The sequence below is a fragment of the Bradyrhizobium pachyrhizi genome, from assembly GCF_001189245.1.
GTDB classification, from domain to species: Bacteria; Pseudomonadota; Alphaproteobacteria; order Rhizobiales; family Xanthobacteraceae; genus Bradyrhizobium; species Bradyrhizobium pachyrhizi.
The window spans coordinates 37,631-62,193 of record NZ_LFIQ01000049.1 but is presented as its reverse complement, the minus strand read 5'-3'; the positions used below and the strand labels follow the sequence as shown (position 1 = coordinate 62,193).

The window sequence follows — 24,563 nt, the reverse complement described above, 5'->3', positions numbered from 1 at the left end:
GCGCCGTAGCTTGCTTCGGTCTGCTCGGCGACCGAAACGGGAACGCCGAGCACGCGGTGCCGGATCCGGATCCATGCGTCGTTCTTCGCGCCGCCGCCGATGCCGATGACGCGGCGCAGGCGCGGCGCACCGAGCTGCGCCAGCTGGCGGTAGGCGAGGGCTTCCACCGAGGCGATGCCCTCGAGCAGGCCCTGGAAGAAGCGGCAATCTTCCGCCGGACGCGGCGTGACCCGCGCGGCCAGCGCTGGATCGGCGATCGGAAAGCGTTCGCCGGGTTTTGGCAGCGGATAATAGTCGAGCCCCGTCGGCTGGTCCGGCGTCAGCTGAGGTGTCAGCCGCTCCATCTCGGCGGCGGTGAAATGCATCAGCAGCGCCGCGCCGCCCGAGTTCGAGGCGCCGCCGGCGAGCCAGCGTTCGCCGAGCCGGTGCGAATAGACGCCCTGATCGGCCGCGAAGATCGGCTGGGTCGCAAGCTGCTTCACCACCAGCGTGGTGCCGAGCGAGGTGACGGCATCGCCAGGCTGGTCGGCGCGCGTTGCGATGAAGGCCGCAACGCCATCGGTGGTGCCGGCGGCGACCTGCGCTGTAGGGGGCAGCCCCAGCGACCGCGCGATCTGCGGATCCATCTCGGAAAATGGCGTGCCCGGCACCAGCACTTCGGGGAGCAGATCGTCGCGCACGCCGAGCTGTTCGAGCCAGGATGGCCAGGTGCGCGCGACCGGGTCGTAACCGAGCTTCAGCGCGTTGTTCTCGTCGCTGATGCCGTGATGGTTCGCGAGCCGGCCGGCGATCCAGTCCGCTTGGTGAACGGCGTGGCGGGCATCGCCGACATAGCCGTCATTCTGCAGATAGAGCAGCTTGGCGAGCGCGCTGCTCGCGCCATGCGCGCCGCTCTCGCGCGGGGCGACCGCCGCGACGCGCGTCGCCTCACGCGTGGCGCGGGCATCATTGTACATCAGCCCCGGCGAGCAGGGGCGGCCGGCGGCGTCGACCAGCAGCAGCGTGCCCGACGTGCCGTCGACGACGATGCGGGTGACGTCGCCGAGAGCCACGGTCTCGCCCAGCTTGCGGATGGCCGCCGTCGCGGCTTGCCACCACAGCTCCGGTGTTTGGTCGATGGCGTTGCCGTCGACGCGCGGTGCCGGCAGCGCGACGGACGCGACGCCGCGGATGCCGCCGTGCGGATCGATTGCGCAGGCGCGCACGCCTCCGGTTCCGACATCGATGCCGAGATACAGACCTCCCATGCGACCTCATCGCTCTCTGGTGCGCGCGCGACGACATTGGTTGCGCTGCAGCACGTTTGGGGGATTGACGCCCCGTTCGGCCTCTGCAATTTTTTGCAGGACGTGAAGAAATTTGCAAGCGGACTTTTCCTGATATGGCACCCCCGCCCGACAGGTTGCCGGTGATCGACGGCGAGGCGTCGCTCGCGACGCGCGCGGCGTGGCTGTATTTCGCGGCGGGGCTCACCCAGTCGGAGGTCGCCGATCGCCTCAACATCCAGAGCACCAAGGCGCATCGCCTGATCGCGCGCGCCAGCCGCGAGGGCATGATCCGCGTGTTCGTCGAGGGACCGGTCGCCGAATGCGTCGCGCTCGAGAACGATATCGCGCAGCGCTTCGGCCTTTCGTTCTGCCGCGTCGCGCCTGATCTCGGCGAGGGCGATCTGCCGCTGAAGGCGCTGGCGCTGGAAGGCGCGAGCTTCCTGCGCCAGATCCTGGAGCGCGGCCAGGACAAGGTGATCGGCGTCGGTCATGGCCGCACGCTTGCAGCCGTCGTCGAGCAGATGCCGCAGACGCCTGCGCGCGACGCGCAGTTCGTGTCGCTGCTCGGCGGACTGACGCGGAAATTTGCCGCCAATCCGTTCGACGTGATTCACAAGCTCGCCGAGCGCACCGGCGCGGAAGCCTATCTGCTGCCGGTGCCGGTGTTCGCCAATTCGGTCGCCGACCGCGCCGTTCTGATGCAGCAATTCGGCATCGCCGACGTGTTCGCTCTGGCGCGCAAGGCCTCGCTGCTGTTCGTCGGCATCGGCCAGGTCAGCCGCGACGGCTTCCTGGTGTCGAGCGGCATGATCAAGCCCGACGAGGTCGTCGAGCTGAAGCGCGTCGGCGCCTGCGCCGACCTGCTCGGGCATTTCTTCAGCGCCGACGGAACGGTGCTGGACACCGACCTGTCGGCCCGCGCCACCTCAATGAGCATGCCCGATCTCAGGAAGCACCGGATCGTCGCCATCGCCGGCGGGCCGGCCAAGGTGACCGCGCTGCGCGGCGTGCTGCGCAGCGGCGTTCTGCACGGCCTCATCATCGACGAAGCGACCGCAAAGGCGCTCGCCACCGACAAGCCGGAGACCACATCCGGCAAGACAAGAAGCAAGACCCGGAAGGACACATAAAACAAGCGTCAACAAGGAGAGGAAATACATGTTCGATCGCGAGAAGAATCTGTTCGACTCCTACGCTGCCAAACGCATCAGCCGCCGCGATCTCCTGGACGGCGCCGCCAAGCTCGGCATCGCGGGCATCGCCGCCAACGCCGCTTTCGCCTCCTCGATGTCGAAGGCGATGGCCGCCGACTTCAACTGGAAGGCCCAGAGCGGCAAGAGCGTCAAGCTGCTGCTCAACAAGCACCCCTATGTCGATGCGATGATCGGCGACATCGAGGCGTTCAAGACGCTCACCGGCATGAACGTCACCTACGACATCTTCCCGGAGGACGTCTATTTCGACAAGGTGACGGCGGCGCTGTCGTCGAAGTCGGACCAGTACGATGCCTTCATGACCGGCGCCTACATGACCTGGACCTATGGTCCGGCGGGCTGGATCGAAGACCTCAACACCTACATCAAGGATCCGGCCAAGACCAACCCGGCCTTCGCCTGGGACGACGTGCTGCCGGGCCTGCGCGCCTCGACCGCGTGGGACGGCGTCGCCGGCTCCGAGCTCGGCTCGGGCAAGGCCAAGCAGTGGTGCATCCCCTGGGGCTATGAGCTCAACAACATCACCTACAACCGCAACGTCTTCGACAAGGTGGGCGTCAAGCCGCCCAAGAACCTCGACGAGATGCTGGAGGTCGCGGCCAAGATCACCAAGGACGCCGGCGGTCCCTACGGCGTCGGCGTGCGGGGCTCGCGCTCCTGGGCGACCATCCATCCCGGCTTCCTGTCGGCCTATTCGAACTTCGGCCAGAAGGATTTCGTGATGGAGGGCGGCAAGCTGAAGGCCGCGATGAACACCAAGGCCTCGAAGGATTTCCACGACAAATGGGTCAAGATGATCCAGACCTCGGGCCCGAAGAACTGGTCGACTTACACCTGGTACCAGGTCGGCACCGATCTCGGCGCCGGCGCCTCGGGCATGATCTTCGACGCCGACATTCTCGGCTATTTCATGAACGGCGGCGACAACAAGGAGAAGGGGCATCTCGGCTATGCGCCGTTCGCGGCCAATCCGGCCGCCAAGGCGCCGACCCCGAATGTCTGGATCTGGTCGCTCGCGATGTCGAGCTTCTCCAAGCAGAAGGAGGCGGCCTGGCTGTTCATGCAGTGGGCGGCATCCGTCGAGCACGACCTGTTCGGCGCGCGCAAGATGGACTTCGTCAACCCGGTTCGCGCATCGGTGTGGAAGGACAGCGAATTCCGCGACCGCATCGCGAAATCCTATCCCGGCTATCTCGAGCAGCACGACATGTCGTCGCCCGGCGCCAAGATCTACTTCACGGCGCAGCCGCTGTTCTTCGACCTGACGACGGAATGGGCCGCCTCGCTGCAGAAGATGGTGGCCAAGGAGGTCAGCGTCGACGAGGGGCTCGACAAGCTCGCCGACAGCATCAACCGCCAGCTCAAGCAGGCCGGTCTCGGCTGACGGATCAACTGTGCGGTGCCTGATCCCCCGCACCGCACCCATCCGCCGGCTCGGACCCTTGTCCCATCCGAGCCGGCGGCGTTTGCCAGCCGAACGCGATCTCTTATCATCATGAGCATGGTCCAACTTCTCCAGACGAACGCGCAGGCAACGCCGGCCAAACCAAGGCCGCGCGTGCGCCTCTTGCCTTATCTGCTCAGCCTGCCGGCGCTGCTCGTCTGCGTGGCGATCCTGGTTCCGTTCGTGACCGCGGCGGTCTACTCGCTGCAGCGCTACCGGCTGAACCTGCCTCATCTGCGCGGCTTTATCGGCGCCGGAAACTACATCGACTTCCTGTCCGACCCGGCGTTCTGGAATACGTTCCGCGTCTCGATCACCTATACCGTGGTCACGGTCGTGCTCGAGCTGCTGCTCGGTCTTGGCATCGCGCTGCTGCTGCGCCGGCCGACCCGCTTCCACAATGCGGTGTCGATCATGCTGCTGCTGCCGCTGATGACGGCGCCGGCGATCGCCGCGCTGATGTGGAAGCTGATGACCAATCCGAGCTTCGGCATCCTGTCCTATCTGGTCGGCCTGTTCGGCGTCACCGATTTCAAATGGGCCTCCGATCCATCGAGTGCGCTGTTCACGGTCGTGCTGGTCGATGTCTGGGTCTACACGCCCTTCATCATGATCCTGCTGCTGGCGGGGCTGCGCTCGCTGCCGCGGCAGCCGTTCGAGGCCGCAGCACTCGACGGCGTGCCGGCGAGCTTTGTGTTCTTCCGCATCACCCTGCCGATGCTGGCGCCCTACATCATCACGGCGTCGCTGTTCCGGCTGCTCGATTCGATCCAGCAGTTCGACATCATCTATGCGATGACGCAGGGCGGGCCGGGTGACCGGCTGATGGTGTTCCAGGTGCAGGCCTATCTGGAGTTCTTCCAGTACACCAATGTCGGCAGATCGGCGGCGCTGTTGATGATCCTATGGCTGATCACCAACATCCTGTCGAACATCTTCATCAAGAACTGGCTGCGGCTGCGCGCGCGTGCGCACGGCCACACGTGACGGGGAGAGGAGCGATGGAACATTCCAGCCTTGCCGGTCGCATCTTCCGCGGCGTGGCGCTCACGCTGATCCTGATCTTCTTCATGTTTCCGATCGTCTGGATCTTCCTGATGTCGTTCCAGACCAACGAGCAGATCCTGCGGATCCCGCCGCGGATCCTGTTCGAGCCGACGCTTGCCAATTACGAGGCGCTGATCTCCGGCCAGCTGCGCACCGCGGCCGGCAATCTGCAGATCTCCTTCATGCGCAATTTGTTTAACAGCGTCGTGTTGTCGAGCGCGGCGGTGCTGCTGGCGCTGCTGCTCGGCGTGCCGGCCGCCTACGCCTTTGCGCGCTTCAAATTCCGCCTCGGCGAGAGCATTGCGTTCACGCTGCTGTCGTTCCGCTTTGCGCCGCCGCTGCTCGTGCTCCTGCCGCTGTCGCTGTACTACCAGGAGCTCGGGTTGAACGACACCTACTTCGGGATCGTCTGGGTCTATCAGTTGATCGCGCTGCCGTTGATCCTGTGGATCGTGCGCGGCTATTTCGAGGATATCAGCCCCGATATCGAGCATGCCTACCGACTGGCCGGGCATTCCTGGCGCGAGGCCTTCACGAGAATCGCGGTGCCGCTGGCTGGGCCGGGGATCGCCGCGGCGGGGCTGCTGTCGTTCATCTTCTGCTGGAACAATTTCGTCTTCGCTCTGATCCTGGCCTCCGCCGACAAGCAGCCGGTGACGGTCGGCGCGCTCGCCTTCGTCACCGCATCGGGAATCCAGTACGGCCAGATCGCGGCGGCGATCGTGCTGTCGGTGACGCCGACCCTGTTGCTCGCGCTCTATGCGCAGCGCTATCTGGTCGAGGGTCTCTCGCTCGGCGCGGTGAAAGGCTGATCCGATGGCGCGTCTCGAGATCAACTCGGTGAGCAAGGCATTCGGTGCGGCACGGCCCGCCGACGGATTGTCGCTGGCCGTCGAACCCGGCGAGATCGTGGCGGTGTTCGGACCGTCCGGCAGCGGCAAGACGGTGCTGCTGCGCATGATCGCGGGCATGTTCGAGCCCGACGACGGCGATATCCTCGTCGGCGGCCGCTCGGTGGTCGGTGCTCCGCCGGAGCGGCGCGGGATCGGCATGGCATTCCAGAACTTTGCCTTGTTCCCGCACATGACCGCCCGCGACAATATCGCAAGCGGCCTGCGCGCCAGGGCCGGCGGCGGCGATGTCGCCGGCCGCGTTGCCGCGATCAGCAGGCTGCTCAAGATCGAGCACGTGCTCGGTCACGCGCCGCGCGAATTGTCGAACGGACAGAAGCAGCGCACGGCGCTGGCGCGGGCGCTGATCGGCAATCCGGATGTCCTGCTGCTGGATGATCCCTTGCGCAATGTCGACGCCAAGCTGCGCTACGAGATGCGGCTCGAGCTGCCGAATCTGCTGCGGCGCGGCACTGCCGCCGTGCTTTACGTGACCCAGGACTATCGTGAGGCGATGGCGATCGCCGACCGCATCGCAGTCTTGATCGACGGCCGGCTCGCGCAGGTCGCGACGCCTGCCGATATCTATGCCCAACCCGCGTCGGTAGCGATCGCGCGCCTGTTCGGCGATCCGACCATCAACCTCGCCGAGGTATCGCCGGTGGCGGAACACGGCATGTTGTTGGCCACGGTCGCCGGCGCCAGGATGCGGCTCGGGGCGGCCGATGGCGCAGCGCCGGCCGGTGCATGTTGGCTGGGCGTCCGGCCGGAGGATCTCGCGGTTTCGTCCGCGTCCACCGACGACGCCATCCCGGCGCGCATTCTCGCGATCACGCCGATGCACGAGAAGGCGGTGCTGCTGCTCCGTCTTGCCGACGGAACGGAATGGCTGGCGGCGCTGCCGCCGGATGCACCGCAAGGCGCGGCTGACGATGCCGTTTTCGTTCGCTTCGCGCCCGACGCCGCGATGCTGTTCGATCGCGCGACGGGGCTGCGGATCGGGGCGTCGCACCGGCTCAAGGCGGCATAGGAGCGGATGGTCATGGACATGCTCGAGCTTCGAGGCATCGACAAGGTCTACCGCAGCCGCGGAAAAGAGCCGGTGCATGCGGTGCGCGCACTCGACATGGCGGTCGAGAAGGGAGAGATCGTCGCACTGTTGGGATCATCGGGCTGCGGCAAGACATCGACGTTGCGCATGATCGCAGGCTTCGAGGACGTCTCCGCCGGATCGATCGCGCTCGGCGGGCGGCGGATCCACGAGCTGCCGCCGGCGCGGCGCAAGGTCGCGATGGCGTTCGAGGGCTACTCGCTCTATCCGCCGCTCACGGTCCGCGAGAACATTGCGTTCGCGCTGAAATCCGCCCAGCTGCCGCGCGCGGAGGTAACGCGCCGCGTCGACGAGATCGCCCGCCTGGTCGAGATCGAGGACATCCTTGACAGCTATCCGCGCGCGATCTCCGGCGGCCAGCAGCAGCGCGTGTCGCTGGCGCGGGCGCTGGTGCGCGACGCCGATCTTTATCTGCTCGATGAGCCGATGGGGCAGCTCGAACCGCAGCTGCGCGCGGTGCTGCGTGGCCGGATCAAGAGCCTGCTTGCCGAGCGCGGCATGACCGCGATCTTCGTCACCCACGACCAGACCGAAGCGAGTGCGCTGGCCGACCGCATCGCCGTCATGGAAGGCGGCGTGCTGCAGCAATTCGCCAGCGAGAAGGAGCTGAAGGGCCGGCCCGCCAATCTGTTCGTCGCAAGCTTCATTGGCGAGCCGCCGATGAACCTGCTCGACGCGGAGGTGATGCGGTCGGATAGCGGCTTCCGCCTGTCGGTCGGAACCGACATGCGTTTCGATATCGCCGGCGCCGGACTCGACGTTGAGGCGGCGAAGACGCTCGCGGCCACGCCGCAGGTGCGGATCGGCATTCGTCCGCAGAAGATCGTGGTCGGGACCGGTGACGTCAGGGTCAAGGTCGTCTCCAACCAGTGGCTCGGCGATCAATCGCATGTCGCCGGCGATTGCGGCGGCCGCATGCTGATCGCGGTCACGCCGGGCCGCGTCGCCGCGCGGCCGGGAGAGATCGTCTCGTTCGCGCTGGAGCCGCGTCACCTGCACATCTTCGGCGGCGACGGGACCTGCATTCGCCATGCGGAGGGAGCGTGACGATGACCGCTTCGGCCAGCCGCGACGTCATCATCGGCATTGACGCCGGCACCTCCCTGATCAAGGCCGTGGCGTTCACGCTGACCGGCGAGCAGCTTGCCGATGTCTCGCGGCCGAACGCGTACGTTAGCCCGGCCAGCGGCCACGTCGAGCAGGACATGGCGCAAACCTGGAGCGATACGGTCGCGGTGATTCGTGCGCTGGCGAAGTCAGTGCCTGACCTGTCGGCGCGGATCGCGGCCGTCGCGGTCACCGGGCAGGGCGACGGCACCTGGCTGATCGACGACGACGGCCGGCCGGTTGCGCCGGCGCTGCTGTGGCTGGATTCGCGCGCCGGCCGGCTGGTCGAGGAGATTCGCGCCGGCGAGCGCAACGCGGCCCTCTACCGCCGCACCGGCTCCGGGCTCAATGCCTGCCAGCAGGGGCCGCAACTGGCGTGGCTGCAGGCCCATATGCCTGACACGATCGCTCGCGCGACAACGGCCTTCCACTGCAAGGACTGGCTCTATTTCCTGCTTACCGGTGAACGCGCAACCGATCCGTCGGAAGCCACGTTCTCCTGCGGTGATTTCCGCAAGCGTGCCTTCGATGCGGAGACCGCGCGGTTGATCGGTATCGCCGACCTGACGCGCCTGTTCCCGCCGGTCGTTGACGGCGCGGTCATGACGCATCCGCTGACAGCGGCCGCCGCCATCGAGATCGGCCTGCCGGAAGGAGTTCCGGTGTGCCTCGGCTATGTGGACGTGATCTGCAATGCGCTCGGGGCCGGGCTCTACGATCCGTCACCCGATGTCGGCTGCACCATCATAGGCTCGACCGGCATGCATATGCGGCTGGTGCCGAGCGCCGACGCGGTGACGCTGAACCGGGAGGCCACCGGCTACACCATGCCGTTCCCGGTGCCGGGTCATTATGCTCAGATGCAGTCCAACATGGCGGCGACGCTGAATATCGACTGGATGCTCGATCTCGCCTGCGACATGCTGGCGGCGGAAGGCGTGACGCGCACGCGCGCCGAGCTGATCCGCCGGCTCGACGATCAGGTGCTGCGGGCCAGGCCCGGCGAGGTGCTGTTCCATCCGTTCATTTCCGATGCCGGTGAGCGCGGTCCGTTCGTGGCGCATGAGGCCAGCGCGCAATTCTTCGGCCTGCGCTCGCGTCACCGCTATGGCGACTTGATGCGCGGCGTGATGGAGGGCTTGGCCTTCGCCGCGCGGGATTGCTATGCGGCGATGGGCTCGCTGCCGCGCGACGTCAGGATCACGGGCGGCGCGGCGAAGAGCCGTGCGCTTGGTGCCATCCTCGGGGCCGCACTGGATTGCGACGTCCGCATCTGCAGCCGCGCCGAGGCCGGCGCCGCGGGCGCTGCGATGATCGCGGCGGTCGCGATCGATGCCTATCCCGACATGCGCGCCTGTGCCGGGCAGTGGGTCGCGCCGCATCTCAGTAGCCCGCAATCGCCGGACGCTGCGCTGGCGAAGCGCTATGCCAGCATCTTCCCGACCTATCTCGAGGCAAGGCTGGCGTCGCGGCCGGTCTGGAAGCAACTCGCCGCGCTGCGCGCCGGAGGCGATCATGTCTAAGTCCATCGCCATCGTCGGCGACCGCTTCATGCTGCCCTCGGTGTTCGCCGAGCACATCCGATCGGCCTGCGGCGATGGCGTCGACATTCGCACCCTGGAGCAGCCCTGGCCGGACGAGCCGATGGAGCACGGTTACGCCGGCTCGAAGCTCGACGGCCTGAAGGAATTCATGGGGCAGCCCGACGAGATCATCGGTTTCATCGGCGATGCCGAACTGCTCGTCACCCATCTGGCGCCGATCTCGCGGTCGATGCTGGAACGGCTGCCGAAGCTGAAGTTCATCGCGGTGTCGCGCGGCGGCCCGGTCAACATCGACATGCAGGCGGCGCGCGACCACAACGTGCTGGTGGTCAATACGCCCGGCCGCAATGCAGGTGCGGTCGCGGAGTTCACGATCGGCGCCATTCTGGCCGAGACACGCCTGATCCGCAGCGGTCACGAGGCGCTGCGAGGCGGGGAATGGCGCGGCGATCTCTATCGCGCCGACCGTACCGGGCGCGAGCTCGGCGAGATGACGGTCGGCATTGTCGGCTACGGCGCGATCGGCAGCCGCGTGGTCAAGCTGCTGAAGGCCTTCGGCTGCAAGATCCTGGTCGCCGACCCCTATGTCCAGCTCAGCGCCCAGGACCGCAATGACGGCGTCGAGCATGTCGCGCTCGGCGAATTGCTCGGCCGCGCCGACGTCGTCACGCTGCACGCCCGGGTGACGCCGGAGACCACCCGTTTCATCGGGCGCGAGGCGCTGGCGCGGATCAAGCCGGGCGCGTTCCTGATCAACACCGCGCGCGGTCCGCTGGTCGACTACGAAGCGCTGCATGATGCGCTGGCGTCGGGGCATCTCGGCGGCGCTATGCTCGACACCTTCGCGGTCGAGCCGGTTCCGGCGGACTGGCCGCTCTTGCAACTCCCCAACGTCACGCTGACGCCGCACATCGCCGGCGCCTCCGTGCGTACCGTCACCGTGGCCGCCGTGCAGGCGGCCGAAGAGGTTCGCCGCTTCCTGGCCGGCGAGCCGCCACGCAATCCGTGCTGAAGAGAAAGGCAGTTCGTATGACCCGTGAGGAACGACAATTGCGCGAGGCGATCATCGCCAAGTGCCGGTGGATGAATGCGTCGGGTCTCAACCAGGGGACATCGGGCAACATCTCCGCCCGCTACAAGGACCGGATGCTGATCACGCCGTCGGCGACCCCCTACGATTCGATGAAGCCGGAGATGATCGCCTCGATGCCGCTGGAGGGCGACTACGGCGCGTGGGAGGGGCCGCTGCAGCCGTCCACCGAATGGCGCTTCCATCTCGACATCACGCGCGCCCGGCCCGACGTCGGCGCCATCGTCCATACCCATTCGACCTACGCGACCGTGCTCGCGATCGCGCGCAAGCCGATCCCGGCCTGCCATTACATGATGGCGGCGTTCGGCGGCACCGAGGTCCGCTGCGCCGGCTATGCGCGCTACGGCACCAAGGAATTGTCCGATCATGCGATCGCGGCGCTCGAAGGACGCAATGGCTGCCTGCTCGCCAATCACGGCATGATCGCGCTCGGCGCCAATCTCGACAAGGCAATGTGGCTCGCGGTCGAGCTCGAGACCATCGCGCGGCAGTACTACCTCTCGCTCGCGCTCGATTCGCGCGTCATCCTGACCGACGAGGAGATTGCCGACACTGCGAAGGGGTTCTCCACCTACGGTTTGCAGGCGCCGAAGCCGAACAAGACCCGCGCGACGGCAAAGGCGGCGCCGCGCCGCGCCGAGAAACGGCGCAGCAGCAAGCGATGACGGGCACTGCGCCGGTCGCAGGTACAGATCACGGGCTGGTCGATATCGCGGTCATCGGTGGCGGCATCAACGGTGCCGGCATCGCCCGCGACGCCGCCGGCCGCGGACTGAAAGTGCTGCTCTGCGAGAAGGATGATTTCGCCGAGGGCACCTCGTCGCGCTCGGGCAAGCTGATCCATGGCGGGCTGCGCTATCTCGAATATTACGAGTTCCGACTGGTGCGCGAGGCGCTGATCGAGCGCGAGGTGCTGCTCGCGTCGGCGCCGCACATCATCTGGCCGATGCGCTTCGTGCTGCCGCATTCGCCGGAGCAGCGGCCGGCGTGGCTGGTCCGCACCGGGCTGTTGCTCTACGACCATCTCGGTGGCCGCAAGCAGCTGCCGGCGAGCCGCAGCCTGGATCTGTCGCGCGCTCCGGAGGGCGCGCCGCTGCGTCAGGAGTTCCGGCGAGGCTTCGAATATTCGGACTGCTGGGTCGATGACAGCAGGCTGGTGATCCTCAATTTGATCGATGCCGCGCAGAACGGCGCCAGCATCCTGCCGCGCACGCGGGCGGTGCGCGCGCGCCGCGACGGCGAGACCTGGCTGCTCGAAATGCACGGCGACGACGGCGCGGCGCAGGTGGTGCGGGCGCGCGCGCTGGTCAACGCCGCCGGGCCGTGGGTTCAGGATGTCATCCAGGGCGTGGCCGGACTGAATTCGGCCCAGAGCTTGCGGCTGGTGAAGGGCAGCCATATCGTGGTGCCAAAATTCTGGAACGGGCCGCAGGCCTATCTGCTGCAGAACAGCGATCGCCGGGTGATCTTCGTCAACCCCTACGAGGATGATCTCGCCTTGATCGGCACAACGGACATTCCCTATCACGGCCGCGCCGAGGACGTCGCGATCGGCGAGGACGAGATCGATTACCTGTTGCAGGTCTTGCGCCGCTATTTCCAGACGCCGCCGCAGGCGAGCGAGATCGTGCACGCGTTCTCCGGGGTCCGGCCGCTCTACGACGACAACGCCGACAATCCGTCGGCCGTGACGCGCGACTATGTGTTCGAGGTTCACGGCGCGCAGAATGCACCGCCGCTGCTGTCGATCTTCGGCGGCAAGATCACGACCTACCGCCGGCTGGCGGAGCAGGCGCTGCAGCGCTTCGCGCCGTGGTTTCCGAAGTTGTCGTCGGCCTGGACCGCGCACCGGCCGTTACCGGGCGGCGACATCGGCGGCAGCTTCGATGAATTCGCAAATCGGCTGGCACGCGACTATCCCGACCTGCCGCGAACCCTCGTCGATCACTATGCCCGTCTCTATGGGACGCGCGCGCGCCAACTGCTGGGTCGGGTCCGCAGCACCGTCGACCTGGGTCGTCATTTCGGCGGCGAGTTCTATGAATGCGAAGCGGTGTATCTCCGCGAGAATGAGTGGGCGAGGCAGCCCGCCGACTTCCTGGACCGGCGCACCAAGCACGGCTTGCACTTGACGCCCGCGCAGCGAGTCGCGTTCGAAAACTACCTCTAAAGCATGATCCGGAAAAGTGCGAAGCGGTTTTCCGAAAAGATCATGCTCAAACAAGGAGCTAAAGCGCGACGACGATTCAACCTAATCTCATCGCGCTTTAGGACGCGATTCGCGTCCAGGTGCGTCACGCAATCGTTTTCAGATACAGGCTCGGATCGAAATATTTGCTTGCCGGCGTAAAGTTCTTGATGCCGGCATTGGCCATGAAGAAGTCGGTCGATTGCTGCAGCCAGTTGGTGACCGTGCCGTCGGAATACATCCGCTTCCAGTCCCGAGACGAGAACATCTTCTGCGCCTTGAACGATTCGTCGATGTCGGCCATCGGCGTCTGGCTGTAATGGCCCTTCTGCAGCTTTTCCATCGCTTCGGTGCTGTTCGCGATGATGTAGTCATTGGCATCGGCCCAGCCACGGATCAGCTTCGCCAGCGTTTCCTTGTTGGGCTCGTAATAATCGTTGGCCGCCGCCCAGCCGCCGATGATCGCGGCCTTCGGATAATAGGCTGAGGCGTCGGCGAGCTTGACCGCGCCCGGCACCTTGTCGCGAACCGTCACGTTGAAAGGCACCCAGAGCGCGACGGCAGGTACCGCGCCTGAAATGAACGCGGTTACGGCGGCCGGCATGGTCTGGTTGACGAGTTCGACCTGTTTGGGATCGACCTTGTTCGCGCGCAACGCGGTGTCCAGGAACACATGCGCGGTAGTGCCGGTCGCGGTTGCGATTCGCTTGCCCTTCAGATCCTCGAATGACTTGATGCCTTGATCGCCGCGCACCCAGAGCTGTGCGGTCGCGACCTCGATGTCGTTAATGAGGAAGACTTTGCCCTGGCCGCGGGCGGGGAAGTTCGAGAGCACGGCGCCCGTCGCCAGCACGTCGAGGCTGCCGCCGATCAGCGCCTGGAAGATTTCGAGGCCGGTATTGAACTGCCGCAGCTCGAGATCCAGTCCCTGCTTTTCGAAGGAGCCGCGGTCCATGCCGGTCCAGATCTGGCCGTCGACGGCAACGGTGTGCAGATAGCCGACCCGAACTTTTGTTTTTGCCTGCGCAATCGCAGGGGCTGCGGCGGTGAAGGACCCCAGGGCAAGCCCGGCCGTCGTGGTCAGAAATTGTCGCCGATCCATAGGTCGTCCTCCGCTGTGTTGTTATTCCGAGAATGAGACCGGACGCATCTGCGCCTGCTGGGCGCGATACTCGTCCATCACCAGATGCTTGATATAGCTTCGCAGCTCGCCGAATTCGGGCCGTTCCTGGATCGATTCATCGCGCGGATAGGCGAACGGCACGTCGATGATCTGCCTGATCCGCGCCGGCCGCGCGGTTACCACCACGATACGGGACGCGAGATAGATCGCCTCCTCCACGGAGTGGGTGATCAGCATGACCGTCTTGCCTTCGGTCTGGAGCACCTTGAGCAGCAGGTTCTGCATGTTGGAACGGGTCTGGGCGTCGAGCGCACCGAACGGCTCGTCCATCAGCAGGAACTGCGGCTTGACCGCGTAAGCCCGCGCGATCGCGAGCCGCTGACGCATGCCGCCGGACAAATGCTTCGGATAGGAGTTGGCGAAGTCGGACAGCCCCATTAGGCCGAGATAGTGATCGCAGATCAAATCGCGCTCACCGGCCGCAACGTGATTGGCCCGGAGCGTCAGGCCGAAAGCGATGTTCTGTTTCACCGTCAGCCACGGGAAGACGCCATATTCCTGGAAGATGACGCCGCGCTCGGGACCGGGACCAGCGACGGGCTGTCCGTCGAACAACACGCTTCCGGTCGTCGGCTTCTGGAAGCCGGCGAGCATGCTCATCATCGTGGTCTTGCCGCAGCCTGACGGGCCGATCACCGCGATGAAATCGCCATCGTTGATATCGTAGCTGACATCCTCGACGACGTTGAGGCGTCCCTTCGGGGTCTCGAAGGCAAGCGAAACCTTGTCGAACTGCGCGCGCGTGGTCATGCGATGGCCCGATCCTGCCAGACCAGCAACCGGGCCGTGATCTTGCGCAGGATCATGTCCATGATCAGCGCGATCAGGCCGATGCAGATGATGCCGACATAGATGACGTCGAGCAGGAAATAGGTCGATGCATTCTGGATCATGGCGCCAAGCCCACGCTGGGCGGCGATCAGTTCGGATGCCACCAGCGTCGCCCAGGCTACCCCAAGCGCGACCCGCAGCGCGGTGAGGATGTGCGGAACGGTGAGGGGAATGATCACCTTGCGAAAGATTTCCGTTTGATTGGCGCCGAGCGTCTGCGCCACGCGGATATAGAGCGGCGTGATCTGAGAGACCCCCTCATACATGACGATCACGCCGGAGAAGAACGAGGCGTAGAACAGGATGACGAGCTTTGCGAGCTCGTCCACGCCGAAATAGACGATGACGAGCGGGATCAGCGCGATCGGCGGCAGCGCGCGGAAGAAGTTGATCATGGGGTCGGCGAAGGTGCGGGCCGGGCGATACCATCCGAGCAGAAAGCCGACGGGCACCGCGACGAGAATTCCAAGCGAGACGCCGAAGAAGACGCGCCTGGTCGAGGCGAAGATGTCGATCAGGAGGCCTTCCTTGGTGAGAAGCTCGACGAACTTCGCGGCGACCTGGTGCGGGGCGGGGATCAGCGATGTGTTGACGAAGCCGCTCCAGCGCACGGCATACCAGAGCAGGATCGCACCGACCCACGGTATCAACCCGAGACCAAAGCGTCTCACGCCAGCTCCGTCCATTCGACGCGTCCACCCAGATTGCAGTTGATGTTTGCCCAAGTCATATTATAAATAGGATGACCATACAAGCGCCGCTTTGGTCGTAGGCGCCGCAGGCTTCCGCGCATGACATCGCCGCCTTTCACCATCCGGAGCGTCCAGGCCTTTGGCTTTCGCTATCCTCTGACGATACCGGTCATCACCTCGTTCGGGCGGATGGGGGACCGGCCTGCCGTGTTCGTTCGGGTCGAGGACACGGACGGTTACGTGGGCTGGGGCGAGGTCTGGTGCAACTTTCCCGCGCCGGGCGCCGAGCATCGTGTCCGGCTGGTCAACGAGGTCTTGGCACCGGCGCTTGTCGGATTCAGGGCAAGCGAACCTGATGCCGCATTCGAGCGATTGACGCAGGGGACGTCGGTGCTCGCGTTGCAATCCGGCGAAGCAGGTCCATTCGCGCAATCGATCGCCGGCATCGATCTCGCCGTCTGGGATCTCCATGCGCGCCGCCGGAACGTAGCGTTGTGGAAACTGCTCGGCGGATCGCGGAGCCGCATCAAGGTCTATGCCAGCGGCATCAATCCGGTCGGATCGGAGCGAGCGGCGGAAGCAGCGCTCGGCCGCGGCTACCGCGCCTTGAAGCTGAAGATCGGCTTCGATCCGGCAGGCGACCGGGCCAATCTCGCCGCGCTGCGCCGCCTCGTCGGCGATGGCATGCTTGCGGCCGATGTCAACCAGGGTTGGACCATTGCGCAGGCGCTCGAGCGTGCGCCGCAGCTCGAGCCGTTCGGCCTTGCCTGGCTCGAGGAGCCCATCCGCGCGGACCGTCCGCGGCAGGAATGGAAGCAGCTGCACGAGACGATCCGTTTTCCGCTCGCGGCCGGTGAGAACATCGCGAGCCACGCTGGCTTTGCCGAGATGCTTAGCGAGCCGGTTCTCGGTGTCGTCCAGCCTGACATCGCCAAGTGGGGCGGGCTTTCGGCTTGCGCCGGCATCGCCCGCGACATCCTGACGTCAGGCAAGATGTTCTGCCCGCACTATCTCGGCGCCGGCATCGGCCTGTTGACGTCGGCGCATCTTCTGGCGGGCGTCGGCGGCGAGGGACTGCTGGAGGTCGACAGCAATGAGAACCCGCTGCGGGATCAATTCTGCGGCCCCGTGCTTCACGTCAGCGATGGAATGATCGAGCTCGGCGACGAGGCAGGTCTCGGCATCGCGCCCGATCTTGCCTCGATCGAACAATACCGGACCGCGTGATGTCGGGGCTTGGCTACGATTACATCATCGTCGGTGCGGGGTCGGCGGGCTGTTTGGTCGCAAACAGACTGTCAGCCGATCCTGCCTGCCGCGTGCTGCTGCTCGAAGCCGGCGGATCGGACCGGAATTTCTGGCTCAAGCTGCCGGTCGGGTATTACCGGACCATCTACAACGAGCGCTTCTCGCGCCTGTTCAACACCGAGCCGTCGGAAGGAAGCGGCGGCCGCGCCATTGTCTGGCCGCGCGGCCGCGTGCTCGGCGGATCGTCGTCGATCAATGGCCTGATCTTCATCCGCGGCCAGCACGAGGATTTTGACGACTGGGAACGTCTCGGCGCCGACGGCTGGAGCTATCGCGACGTCCTGCCCTATTTCCGGCGCTACGAGCGCTATCGCGGCGGCGAGAGCCAGTATCACGGCGGCCTCGGTGAGTTCGAGGTCTCCGACCTCCGGAACGACAATCCGGCGTCGAGTGCCTGGGTGGAGGCGGGCGTACAGTTCGGCCTGCCGCGCAATCCCGACTTCAACGGCGCGACGACGCTTGGCGTCGGTTCCTATCAGCTTGGCATCGGACGGCATTGGCGGACCAGCTCGGCATCCGCCTTTCTTCGACCGATTGCCGACCGGCGCAACCTCACCATCATCACGCACGCGCAGGTGAGCAAAGTCACTTTCAACGGCCGCGTCGCGACTGGCGTCGAGTGGATCAGCAAGGGGCAGGTTCATCGCGCGACAGCCGATCGCGAGGTCATCCTGTCCGGCGGCGCGCTGCAATCGCCGCAAATCCTCCAGCTTTCCGGGATCGGTCCGGCCGACCTGCTTCGCAAGCACGGTATTGCCGTCGTCACCGACTCGCCCGAAGTCGGCTCCAATCTGCAGGACCATTACCAGGCACGGCTGATCGTGCGCCTGAAGGAGCGGATCTCGCTCAATGACCAGGTCCGTCATCCCGTCGCGCTCGCGAAGATGGGGTTGCAGTGGATGCTGGCCGGGCGGGGGCCGTTGACGGTGGGGGCGGGACAGGTGGGCGGAGCGGCCTGTACCGAATATGCGGTCGGTGGCCGTCCGGACGTGCAGTTCAACGTGATGCCGCTCTCTGTCGACAAGCCCGGCGAACCCCTCCACAGCTATTCCGGCTTCACGGCCTCGGTCTGGCAATGCCACGGCCGGTCGCGCGGACAGCTTGCGATCCGTTCGGCCGATCCGTTCGAGCAGCCGCTGATCGCGCCCAATTATTTCGCCGAGGAGATCGACCGCAAGACCATTGTTGCCGGCCTGAAGATCTTGCGCGAGATCTATCGGCAAGAGGCGTTCCGCCCGCTCTGGGACGTCGAAATGGTGCCGGGCGAGGCCGCACGCAACGATGCCGGGCTATGGGATTTCGCGCGCAACACCGGCGGCACGGTGTTTCACTGCGTCGGCACCTGCCGCATGGGCAGCGACGAGCGGGCAGTGCTCGATCCGCAGCTGCGGGTGCGCGGCGTTGAGCGGCTGCGCGTGATCGACGCCTCGGTGATGCCGCAGATCACCTCGGCCAACACCAACGCGACCAGCCTGATGATCGGGGAACGCGGTGCAGCCCTTGTCATGCCGTGATTGGGTCGCTTGATTTCCGGAGGGCGAGATGGAATTGAGTTCCGACAGTCACGTCCCCAAATACGCGCAGATTGCCGATATCTTTCGCCAGCGGATTGCGCGCGGTGTCTGGAGTCAAGGTTTTCGCCTGCCGGCCAACGAGGATCTGGCGGCCGAGTTCGGCGTCTCGCGCGTCACCATCAGGCAGGCCGTCGAACTGCTCGCCCGCGACGGTGTCATCGAGGCGCAGCAGGGCCGCGGCACCTTCGTCACCGGGACTGTACGACAGGACCGCTGGCTCAAGGTCGAGACCACCCTGTCCGACCTCGCGGACATGTACCGCGACACCTCGCCGGAAATCATCAACATCTCGGAAAGCCGGAGCGATGCGCCGTTGCTTCCCGAAGACGGCAAGCCGGCCGAGAAATATGTCTTCATGCGCCGTCTGCACTCGCGCCAGAAGCAGCCTTACTGCGTCATTTCCATCTATCTCGATGAGAAGATCTTTCGCAGGTCTCCCAAGCGCTTTCGCAACGAGACGGTGATCCCGATCCTCAACGATCTCAGGGATCCGGCGATTGCCAGCGCCCGACAGACATTGACCATCGGAACCGCGGATATCGAGGCGGCGCGGCTGCTGCGCGTACCTCTGAACTCGCCGGTTGCCGAAGTCCGCCGTGTCTTCACGGCGAGCGATCGCACCGTGATCTATCTCGGTGAAGTCACCTATCGCGGCGATTTTGTGCGGATCGATATGGATCTAAGGCCATAGCGCGCAAGGTTCACCGCGAAAACAGCTCCTGGTTCCGGCGTTCGAGCTCTTCCCCATAGGTGCGCAGCACATGGGATTCGCTTAAGGTGCCAATCGTGACGCGATGGTCGGCACGGTCAATGACCGCGAGGACGTCGGCTTCGCTCCGTTCAAAGGCTTTCAGGATCTCGCGAACCGACGTGGTCGGAAGCAGGTACTCATCCTGCTGCTGCGCCAGCGATCCGAGCGCATCGTCGTCCCGATTGGTAACGGAATGCAGCGTCGCCGCCGCAACGATGCCGGCATAGCTGCCGTTCGGATCGCGCAGCACGACCTGCCGGACCTGGGCCGGCGAGAACAGCTTCTGCGCCTCGCCGATCGGCATGGTCGTCAGTGCATTCTCGAAGTCGGCGCGCATCAGGGAAGCCGCGCTCATCTGACGGACCCAGCCGATGTCCTGCGGACCGCGGATCACCTCGCCGCGCAGGTGGAAGCGCCATGTCGCAAAGCTGTAGCCGAACAACTCGCGGACGATGAGCGCGCAGACCGATGATGCGACCACCGCCCCGACGGTCACGGAGAAATCGCCGGTGATCTCGAGTGCGAGACAAACCATGCTGAACGGTGCACCCAGCACGCCGGTCCCAAGCGCGGCGAGAGCCGCGATGGCGGCGGTGCCGGGCTGAAGCGCGAGCGTGGGGAAGGGGCCGGTCAGCACGACGCTGTAGAGCTGCCCGATCAGCGCGCCGAGCAGCAGCGAGGCGAAGAACAGGCCGCCGCGGAAGCCGGAGCCGAGCGAGATGGCCGATGCCAGGATCTTGAGCACGATGGTCGTCGTGAGCAGGAGCCAGGTCGGGTTGCTGACCAGCAGGATCTGCATTGCGCCGTGGCCGGCGCCGAGCACGGTCGGCGTCAGCAAAGCGAGGCCGCCGAGCAGCAGGCCGCCGATGATCGGACGCACGAAGCCGCTGAAAAGCGTGACGCGCTGAAAGCAGCGTTCGGAAAATGCGACCGCGAGCATGACGAGGATGCTGATGAATGCGCAAATGATGCCGATCAGCACGGTCTGTCCGATCATCTCGACGGACACGGGCGATGGGAAGCCCGGCACCATCAGAAAGGACTGATGCGTCAACTCCCGCGCCACCAGCCAGGCCGTGACGGCGCTGGCGATGACGGGCACGAGAGCGGCTGAGGTGTAGGCTCCCAGCACGACCTCGAAGGCATAGAAGGCGCCGGCCAGCGGAGCCGAAAACGCCGCGCTGATCGCCCCCGCCGCGCCGCAGGCCACCAACAGCCGCATGTCGTTACGGCGGGCGGCGAGGCGCTGGCCGACATGGGAGCCAAACATCGAACAGATCTGCGTGTATCCCGCTTCCAGTCCGACCGATCCACCGAACCCGTTGGACAGCAGCGTCTGGATCGAGATCAGCAGGCTGCCGCGGAAGGACACCCGGCCACCATAGAGCGCGTTGGCTTCGATCGCGTCAGCGAGCTGCTGTCCCTTCACGCGCCGCGCGAAGTACAGCCCGATCAGCGCCAGGACCAGGCCGCCAACTGCCGGGATCAGCAGCGTGCGCTGCCAGGAAATTACGCCGGTGGCGCTCAGATGTGCGTCGAGGGGAATGTCGAACAGCAGCGCGTGCGAAGCCTGGCTGAGGCCCGAGATCGCGGCAACGAGGACGCCGCTCAGCAACCCGACGACAATGCCGACCAGCACGAGGCCGGTCTCGCGATTGCGCACGAAATTGCGCAAGAACTGCGGCAACAGACGGGTGCCGGGAGCAGGTGCCGGCTTCGCGGCATTTGTCGCCAGCGTCATCCTATGCCGGATCCCGCAGCTGCTCGGTGCGCACGACGGGGAAGCCGGTCTTGCCCGACGAGCCGACCGATGCGTTCGGGTTTCGCGCTGCGAAGCGGTGGCGGCTGCCGCGGGACTCGAGGCAGGATTCACCGCGCGTCGAGCGGTTCGGTGCAGGCTCGCGATTCAAGGGGACTCCCGACGGTGCGAGGCGGTCCTCGTACCATTCCCAAACATTTCCGGCGACATTATGCAGGCCGTATCCGTTGGTTTCCTGGCTCATCCGGCAAGAAATCCGCCATCCACCGCGACGACGGTGCCGGTAGCATATTGTGATGCCGGCATGCAGAGGAATGCGACGGCTCCCGCAATGTCGTCCGGCTGACCCCAGCGCTTGAACGCGGTGCGGTCGGCGATGCGCTGATAGTGCGCGCGATCGGTGCGGCCGGCCGCATTGATCGCCGTTTCGATATAGCCGGGCGCAACCGCATTGACCCGGATGCCTTGCTCGGCCCATGCCAAGGCGAGCGCCTTGGTCAGCATCACGACACCGCCCTTGCTGGCGCAATAAGCCGGGATTCGCGGCAGCGCCAATGTCGCATTCATCGAGGCAAGATTGACGATCGCGCCCTTGCTCTCGGCGAGAAGCGGGCGGAACGCCATGCAGGTTCGAAAAGTGCCCGTGAGATTGACGTCGAGCACTTTCATGAAGGTCTCGATCTCGTATTCCTTGTCGCGAGCGAGGATTCCCGCGCAGTTGACCAGCGCGTCGACGCGCTTTTGTTGTCGGGCAAGGGAAGCGACAGCGTCGTCGTTCGTGACGTCGAGCGTCGCCAGTGTAAGTCCGGCGCGCGATTTCAGCAAAGTGCGCGCCAGATCGGTCTCGTTGGCCGCCGTTGCGGTCACCGTCGCGCCGAGGTCGCAAAACTGATTGCTGATTGCGGCGCCAATGTCGCCGGCGCCGCCGATCACCACGGCATGGAAGTCGGGCGCAAGAGAAAAGTTTGAGCGCATTGGAGGGTCTCGCTTCAGGATTTGAGTGGGGGAGCCGTCGATTCACGGACCACCAGGGAGAAGTCGATCTCGCGATGCATGATGGTCTGCTCGCCGGCGAGGCTGCGCACCAGATACTCCCCGGCGCGCTGCCAGGTTTCTCCGGTCGGTACGTGGATCGTGGTCAGGCTCGGCCGCAAATGGCGGCTCCAGTCGAGATCGTCGAAGCCGACCACCGACAGGTCGCGCGGCACCGAAAATCCATCGCGCTCCGCCTCGAGCAACACGCCGTAGGCGATCACATCGTTGCCGCAGACGACGGCGGTCGGACGATCCTTCAGGCTGAGGAGATAGCGGGCCGCTTCGCGCGCGTCGTCCAGCGTGTAGGGCACCTCGACATGCCATTGCGGAGGAAGCTCCAGGCCGTTCTCGGTGAGCGCGCGGCGAAAGCCGGCGACGCGAGCGCTGGCGCGGTCGTTGTTGCGCTGGAGCGCCGAGACGATCCCGATGCGGCGGTGGCCAAGCTCGATGACGTGGGCGGCGGCGCGGTGGGCCGCCGCTTCGTTGTTGGTTCCGACGCACGGGTGGGGTCGATCAGGCTGGTAGATGCCGACATTGATGAAGGGAACCGCGTTGTCCGCAAGCAACTTGCGCAGTCCCTCGTGATGGCAATCACCGCGCAGCACAAGTCCATCGACGCCGCGGCTGATCAAATTGCGCGCTTGCTGCAATTCGACGTCGAGATCATAGCCGCTCGTGGTGAGAAACAGCATGTATCCGACCGAGGAGAGATACTGCTGGAGCGAGGCGATGCCGCGCGCGAACATCGTGTTGTCGATGGTCGGAACGATGGCGCCGAGAGTGCGCGAGCGCCGTGACGACAGGATGCGCGCCGGCGCATGCGGGATGTAGCCGAGCGCGTCGATGGCCTGTTCGATGCGCGCCCGCAGGGAAGGGCTTACCGCATCGGGATTGTTCAGCGCGCGCGACACCGAGGCCGTTGAGACGCCGGCACGGGCTGCTACGGCGCGGATGCCTTGTTTCACGGATTTGGCGTTGGTCAATCGCATCAATGTAACGTTACATTCGATGAGGCAAACCGCATGGCAGCGGTAACCTCGTAAATTTGCCGCAGAATATCCGGTTTGTCCATTGCTTGACACAACCGATGTGAGGTTTAGATTGTAACCGTTTTCAAGTTGCGTTCAAAATGGCCCGCCAGCTTAAGGCGGCCAGCCGGGAGGAGAGTTCGATGAAGGTCAGGATGCTCGCGACCCACGTCGCGTTGCCCGTTCTCGCGATTGTCGCCGTCGGCGCGCAGGCTCATGCGGCCGATTTCGACTGGATGAAGTTCAAGGGCAGGACCGTCACCTTTCTCGCCAATAACAATCCGGTCGCGCAGGCGCTGCTGACCTACAAGGCCGATTTCGAGAAGCTGACCGGCATGACCCTGAAGGTCGACGGCTATCAGGAACAACAGATGCGCCAGCGTCTGGTCACCGTCATGAATGCGAACAGCGACGAGGTTGACGTGTTCATGACGCTACCTTCGCGCGAGGGCGAGCAGTTCGCCGCGGCGGGCTGGTACGGCGATCTCACTGCGATGGCCAAGAACGAGGTGGCCAAGGAATACGACCCGGCCGGGTTGAGCCAGGCTCTGCTCAAGGCCGCGACCTTCGGCGGCAAGCTGACCAGCATGCCGATGAACATCGAAGGTCCGATCTTCTATTACCGCACCGACATCTTCAAGAAGTGCGGCATCGAGGCGCCGAAGACCATCAAGGATGTCGAGGCGGCGGCCGAGAAGATCAAGACCTGCGACAGCGCTGTTACGCCCTTTGTCTCGCGCGGCCTCAAACCCGCCGTCGCCTACACCTTCAGCAACATGCTGCACAACATCGGAGGCAGCTACATCGCGGGCGGCAAGTCGAACCTCTGCTCGGCCAAGGGCAAGGAAGCACTCGACACCTATAGCCGGCTGCTGCGCGACTTCGGTCCGCCGGGTGTGGTCAACTACAGCTTCCAGCAGATTTCGGCGCTCTACCGCAGCGGCCGCGCCGCGATGGCGTTCGAATCCTCGAATGAGTTGCGCACGGTGATGGAGGGCGGCGCGCGCCTGAAGGACACCGGCCTGTTGCCGTTCCCGGCGGGCGAGGCCGGCCAGGTGCCGACCACGATCGGCTGGGGCATGGCGGTGTCTTCGCACAGCAAACAGCCGGACGCGGCCTGGTACTTCGTGCAGTGGGCGACCAGCCCCGAGGTGCAGAAGAAAATGGCGCTTCAGGGCATTGCGCCGCCGCGGCCGTCGGTCGCCAAGGATCCTGAGTACCGCAAGTGGATCGACGAAGAACCCGTCCGCAAGGAATGGCAGGCTGCGCTCGATGTGCTGGCCACGAAGGGCTCCTCCGAGGTCGGCTACCCCATCATCGCCAACCCGGAATCGCGCGAGTTCATCGGCCAGGCTGTGCAGGATCTGATCTTGAAGCAGAAGCCGATCGACCAGGCCTGTGCTGATGCCGACAAGGCGCTCGATGCGTTGATCGCCCAGAAGTAACCGCTTGATGCCGGCAGGCTTGCGCCTGCCGGCGCCTCACTCTCAAGGAAA

22 protein-coding genes are annotated in these 24,563 nt (G+C 65.2%); 14 read left to right on the top strand and 8 right to left on the bottom strand.

Annotated elements, in window-relative coordinates; all coding sequences use genetic code 11:
- A partial coding sequence (locus tag AKL29_RS07815; RefSeq protein ID WP_050383766.1) for an FGGY-family carbohydrate kinase occupies window positions 1–1,247 on the bottom strand: 1,247 nt, incomplete at its 3' end.
- Window positions 1,248–1,381: 134 nt separating this feature from the next.
- On the opposite strand from AKL29_RS07815, the gene AKL29_RS07810 reads away from it, so the two are divergent.
- The 10 genes from AKL29_RS07810 to AKL29_RS07765 all read left to right on the top strand — a co-directional run bounded on the left by AKL29_RS07810 (window position 1,382) and on the right by AKL29_RS07765 (window position 12,888).
- Window positions 1,382–2,398, top strand: a complete 1,017-nt coding sequence (locus AKL29_RS07810; RefSeq protein ID WP_050383702.1) for a sugar-binding transcriptional regulator — start codon at window positions 1,382–1,384, stop codon at window positions 2,396–2,398.
- 28 nt (window positions 2,399–2,426) lie between these two features.
- Window positions 2,427–3,866 (top strand): extracellular solute-binding protein, encoded by a 1,440-nt coding sequence (locus AKL29_RS07805; protein ID WP_028335671.1) that lies wholly within the window; start codon window positions 2,427–2,429, stop codon window positions 3,864–3,866.
- A 117-nt stretch (window positions 3,867–3,983) separates the two neighbouring features.
- Entirely contained in the window at window positions 3,984–4,913 is a 930-nt protein-coding gene (locus AKL29_RS07800) for a carbohydrate ABC transporter permease (RefSeq protein WP_193395192.1), read from the top strand.
- Between the two features lie 14 nt (window positions 4,914–4,927).
- Window positions 4,928–5,785, top strand: a complete 858-nt coding sequence (locus AKL29_RS07795) for a carbohydrate ABC transporter permease (protein WP_018273209.1) — start codon at window positions 4,928–4,930, stop codon at window positions 5,783–5,785.
- Window positions 5,786–5,789: 4 nt separating this feature from the next.
- Complete coding sequence (locus tag AKL29_RS07790) at window positions 5,790–6,893, top strand: ABC transporter ATP-binding protein (RefSeq protein ID WP_050383700.1); 1,104 nt, start codon at window positions 5,790–5,792, stop codon at window positions 6,891–6,893.
- Between the two features lie 12 nt (window positions 6,894–6,905).
- Complete coding sequence (locus tag AKL29_RS07785; protein ID WP_410712096.1) at window positions 6,906–8,021, top strand: ABC transporter ATP-binding protein; 1,116 nt, start codon at window positions 6,906–6,908, stop codon at window positions 8,019–8,021.
- 2 nt (window positions 8,022–8,023) lie between these two features.
- On the top strand, window positions 8,024–9,604 hold the full coding sequence (locus AKL29_RS07780) for an FGGY-family carbohydrate kinase (protein WP_050383699.1): 1,581 nt from the start codon (window positions 8,024–8,026) through the stop codon (window positions 9,602–9,604).
- Window positions 9,597–10,637, top strand: a complete 1,041-nt coding sequence (locus AKL29_RS07775; RefSeq protein WP_050383698.1) for a 2-hydroxyacid dehydrogenase — start codon at window positions 9,597–9,599, stop codon at window positions 10,635–10,637. The genes AKL29_RS07780 and AKL29_RS07775 overlap by 8 nt, the downstream gene beginning before the upstream one ends.
- Window positions 10,638–10,654: 17 nt before the next feature.
- Window positions 10,655–11,383, top strand: coding sequence for a class II aldolase/adducin family protein (locus tag AKL29_RS07770; RefSeq protein ID WP_050383697.1), 729 nt, complete (start codon window positions 10,655–10,657; stop codon window positions 11,381–11,383).
- The gene (locus AKL29_RS07765; RefSeq protein ID WP_050383696.1) at window positions 11,380–12,888 is read left to right on the top strand and encodes a glycerol-3-phosphate dehydrogenase; all 1,509 of its coding nucleotides are present in this window, start codon (window positions 11,380–11,382) and stop codon (window positions 12,886–12,888) included. Before AKL29_RS07770 ends, AKL29_RS07765 begins: the two co-directional genes overlap by 4 nt.
- A gap of 124 nt (window positions 12,889–13,012) precedes the next feature.
- On the opposite strand, the gene AKL29_RS07760 is transcribed toward AKL29_RS07765, so the two are convergent.
- Genes AKL29_RS07760 through AKL29_RS07750 form a run of 3 tightly spaced genes read right to left on the bottom strand, consistent with a single transcriptional unit; the run spans window position 13,013 to window position 15,591 of the window.
- On the bottom strand, window positions 13,013–14,008 hold the full coding sequence (locus AKL29_RS07760) for an ABC transporter substrate-binding protein (RefSeq protein ID WP_050383695.1): 996 nt from the start codon (window positions 14,006–14,008) through the stop codon (window positions 13,013–13,015).
- Between the two features lie 21 nt (window positions 14,009–14,029).
- A complete protein-coding gene (locus AKL29_RS07755) occupies window positions 14,030–14,839 on the bottom strand; it encodes an ABC transporter ATP-binding protein (RefSeq protein WP_050383694.1) in 810 nt (269 codons plus the stop codon).
- Complete coding sequence (locus tag AKL29_RS07750; protein WP_410712095.1) at window positions 14,836–15,591, bottom strand: ABC transporter permease; 756 nt, start codon at window positions 15,589–15,591, stop codon at window positions 14,836–14,838. The genes AKL29_RS07755 and AKL29_RS07750 overlap by 4 nt, the downstream gene beginning before the upstream one ends.
- A gap of 120 nt (window positions 15,592–15,711) precedes the next feature.
- On the opposite strand from AKL29_RS07750, the gene AKL29_RS07745 reads away from it, so the two are divergent.
- Genes AKL29_RS07745 through AKL29_RS07735 form a run of 3 tightly spaced genes read left to right on the top strand, consistent with a single transcriptional unit; the run spans window position 15,712 to window position 19,185 of the window.
- Complete coding sequence (locus tag AKL29_RS07745) at window positions 15,712–16,839, top strand: mandelate racemase/muconate lactonizing enzyme family protein (RefSeq protein ID WP_050383692.1); 1,128 nt, start codon at window positions 15,712–15,714, stop codon at window positions 16,837–16,839.
- Window positions 16,839–18,434: a GMC family oxidoreductase gene (locus AKL29_RS07740; RefSeq protein WP_050383691.1), complete on the top strand. Its 1,596-nt coding sequence runs from the start codon at window positions 16,839–16,841 to the stop codon at window positions 18,432–18,434. The genes AKL29_RS07745 and AKL29_RS07740 overlap by 1 nt, the downstream gene beginning before the upstream one ends.
- 28 nt (window positions 18,435–18,462) lie before the next feature.
- The gene (locus AKL29_RS07735; RefSeq protein ID WP_028335658.1) at window positions 18,463–19,185 is read left to right on the top strand and encodes a GntR family transcriptional regulator; all 723 of its coding nucleotides are present in this window, start codon (window positions 18,463–18,465) and stop codon (window positions 19,183–19,185) included.
- A 10-nt stretch (window positions 19,186–19,195) separates the two neighbouring features.
- Here AKL29_RS07735 and AKL29_RS07730 read toward each other — a convergent pair whose 3' ends face one another.
- The 4 genes from AKL29_RS07730 to AKL29_RS07715 are packed head-to-tail and all read right to left on the bottom strand — an operon-like array spanning window position 19,196 to window position 23,028.
- The gene (locus AKL29_RS07730; RefSeq protein ID WP_050383690.1) at window positions 19,196–20,986 is read right to left on the bottom strand and encodes a chloride channel protein; all 1,791 of its coding nucleotides are present in this window, start codon (window positions 20,984–20,986) and stop codon (window positions 19,196–19,198) included.
- Between the two features lies 1 nt (window position 20,987).
- Window positions 20,988–21,248 carry an SUMF1/EgtB/PvdO family nonheme iron enzyme gene (locus tag AKL29_RS07725; RefSeq protein WP_050383689.1) on the bottom strand — a complete coding sequence of 87 codons (261 nt, stop codon included), beginning with the start codon at window positions 21,246–21,248 and terminating at the stop codon, window positions 20,988–20,990.
- Window positions 21,245–21,979 carry an SDR family NAD(P)-dependent oxidoreductase gene (locus AKL29_RS07720; RefSeq protein WP_050383688.1) on the bottom strand — a complete coding sequence of 245 codons (735 nt, stop codon included), beginning with the start codon at window positions 21,977–21,979 and terminating at the stop codon, window positions 21,245–21,247. Before AKL29_RS07720 ends, AKL29_RS07725 begins: the two co-directional genes overlap by 4 nt.
- 14 nt (window positions 21,980–21,993) lie before the next feature.
- Window positions 21,994–23,028, bottom strand: coding sequence for a LacI family DNA-binding transcriptional regulator (locus AKL29_RS07715; protein ID WP_050383687.1), 1,035 nt, complete (start codon window positions 23,026–23,028; stop codon window positions 21,994–21,996).
- Between the two features lie 182 nt (window positions 23,029–23,210).
- On the opposite strand from AKL29_RS07715, the gene AKL29_RS07710 reads away from it, so the two are divergent.
- Complete coding sequence (locus AKL29_RS07710; protein ID WP_050383764.1) at window positions 23,211–24,512, top strand: ABC transporter substrate-binding protein; 1,302 nt, start codon at window positions 23,211–23,213, stop codon at window positions 24,510–24,512.
- Window positions 24,513–24,563 lie beyond the last annotated feature (51 nt).